The sequence below is a fragment of the Duodenibacillus massiliensis genome (genome assembly GCF_900128485.1).
In the GTDB taxonomy this organism is placed as follows: Bacteria; Pseudomonadota; Gammaproteobacteria; order Burkholderiales; family Burkholderiaceae_F; genus Duodenibacillus; species Duodenibacillus massiliensis.
Map to the genome: position 1 here is coordinate 1 of NZ_LT635850.1, position 2,292 is coordinate 2,292.

The window sequence follows — 2,292 nt, forward strand, 5'->3', positions numbered from 1 at the left end:
CACTTTGATCTTTCATCATTTTTAATCTCTTCAAAAATTGCTGTAACGTTACAGCGTAACGTTATTGTTACGACTCGGGACGATTGTCCTTGGTTAAAAGCCCCTTGTTCAGGGCCTGACGGCGATGCTCCCTCAATCGATAGCTGCTTCCCGTGATGGTTAACGCTGTGCTGTGGTGCAGAAGATGATCGAGGATCGTCGCGGCCACCGCTTCGTCGGCAAAGATGAGCCTCCATTCCGAGGGCGGTCGATTACTCGTGATGACCACGCTCTTCTTCTCGTAACGGCGGTTGATCAACTGAAACAGAAGATGTGCTGCCGACGGCGAGAACGGCAGGTAGCCAATCTCATCGATGATGATCACCTGGGGCTTGTTGATTTCCCGCAGCTTCGCTTCCAACGTATCTTCTCTTGACGCCTTCTCAAGCGTGGCGAGCAAATTGGCCGCCGTGTAAAAACGCACGGACCGACCGCTCTCAATGGCCTTGTAGCCAAGCCCGATCGCCAGATGCGTCTTACCCACACCAGGAACGCCGAAGAAGGCGACATTCTCGCCGGCGTCAATCCACTCCAAGCTGGCCAATTCACGGATAGTCCCGGGGTTGATAGACGGCTGCGCCGTCAGATCGAAATCTTCCAGCTTCTTGATCGTCGGCAGATGCGCCGACTGCAGCAACTGCTTGAAGCGATTGCATTCACGCTGTTGCACTTCCTTGCCGAAGGCGTACTCGATAGCCTGACGGGGCGTCATTTTGGCCTGCGCAATATTCTCGAGAACTTCGGTCATGTGGTCGCGCAGATAGGGCAGACGCAAACGATCGGCCAGAGAGCAGAGCCTCTCATCAGATTCACGGCTCATCACTCTTGCTCCTTGGGCTCGGTCCAGCCGATGCTGTCGTCATAGGCACGCGTATCGGCGCTGAGAGCGCTGCGGTGCTCACTGTAAGCTTGCCACTGAGGATCCTCGGCAAGCTTGTCCCGACTCTTGTCGTAGGCATCCTTCTCGATCTCACCGTTTGACAGATTTTGAGCTTGAGGGTTAAATACATCGGCGGTCTTATCGAGTGTGGCTACCATAACACCCCCTTGCAACACAGAAATCGTTGCCTCGTCGATCTGAATCTGCACCTTCATTCCGACAAGATGTTGGGGGACTCGGTAGTACTTGTTGTCAACACGGATAAGACCGTCGTTGTTGCCGACCTTGCGAGTCTCCACGTAGGTGTGGATCATCGGCGGCTTACTGAGCGCACGCATTTTGGGGAGCTCGATTTGCCACCTCTGGGCAGGAGTCCGAGGACCGTCAAACACCGTCGAGAGCTTGCGCTCGTCGGAAGATCGGCACCAAGCCTCAAGCCACAGGTTCCAATCCTCGATGGTGGGTTTGTTGACGCCGGCCAGATTGCCTTTGAGATACTTCACCCCCGATTCCACTTTTCCCTTGCTGCGAGGCTTACACACGGCGGTCGCAATCGGCTTGAGACCGTAGTAGGTGCAGAACTGGTAGAAGCGCTCGGTAAAGCGTTCGACCGCCGTCTTGGCATAGTGGTTGCGAACCAGACTGGAAGCGTTGTCGCACACGATGCAGTAAGGCAGACCGCCGAAGTAGCGGAAGGCCGACTCAAGCCCGTCCAGCCAGGCAGTCTGGGTCTCAGACGGATAGGCCTTGGCAAACAATCGGCGTGAGTAACCGAGCTTGCAAACAAAAAAGTGCAGGCGTGTCATCTTCCCGCCCAACCGAACAACCTTCTCGCCGAAGTCGATCTGCAACTGCTGTGCCGGAGCAGTCTCGTAGCGACCGTGAATAGCCTGCTGCTGCAGGCAAGCTCGGGCAGCCTCACGAAACGGCTTGCAAAACCGCTCAAGCGTTCTCAGGGGGATGTCAACGCCGTAAGTCTCACGCAACAAACTCTGCAGTGGTGGACAGCGGCTCTCGCACGTGTAGAAGCTGTTTCGCACCTCGTCGGAGTGCTCGGCCAGAAAGCGGCCGGCCTGACTGCGGGTGTCTCGGCGGGGTTGGTCGGTATCCGTCTGCAGGCACCGCTTAACCGTGTTGCGTGCCATGCCCAAGATCCGGGCGACATGGCGGATGGGTTTGTGTTCTTCAAGAACAAGTTGCCGCACAAGAAGACGGCATTCTTTGGTAATCATGGTTTTGGAACCTCCGTTGTGATGAACAACGGAACCCATGATCCTCGACTTTCTCGTCATTGTAAAAGTACCTCACGACGCCCCCTCGAGGTGGGTCAAAATTAATGTCGTTTGGTGGGTACTTTAGTATGTCGTGCAACA

General features: G+C 55.5%; 2 protein-coding genes. Both read right to left on the reverse strand.

Features of this window, described 5'->3' with window-relative positions:
• Positions 1 to 67: 67 nt before the first annotated feature.
• The gene (gene istB, locus BQ7486_RS00620; RefSeq protein WP_074008582.1) at positions 68 to 859 is read right to left on the reverse strand and encodes an IS21-like element helper ATPase IstB; all 792 of its coding nucleotides are present in this window, start codon (positions 857 to 859) and stop codon (positions 68 to 70) included.
• Positions 859 to 2,151 carry an IS21 family transposase gene (istA, locus tag BQ7486_RS00625; protein ID WP_162272207.1) on the reverse strand — a complete coding sequence of 431 codons (1,293 nt, stop codon included), beginning with the start codon at positions 2,149 to 2,151 and terminating at the stop codon, positions 859 to 861. The genes istB and istA overlap by 1 nt, the downstream gene beginning before the upstream one ends.
• Positions 2,152 to 2,292 lie beyond the last annotated feature (141 nt).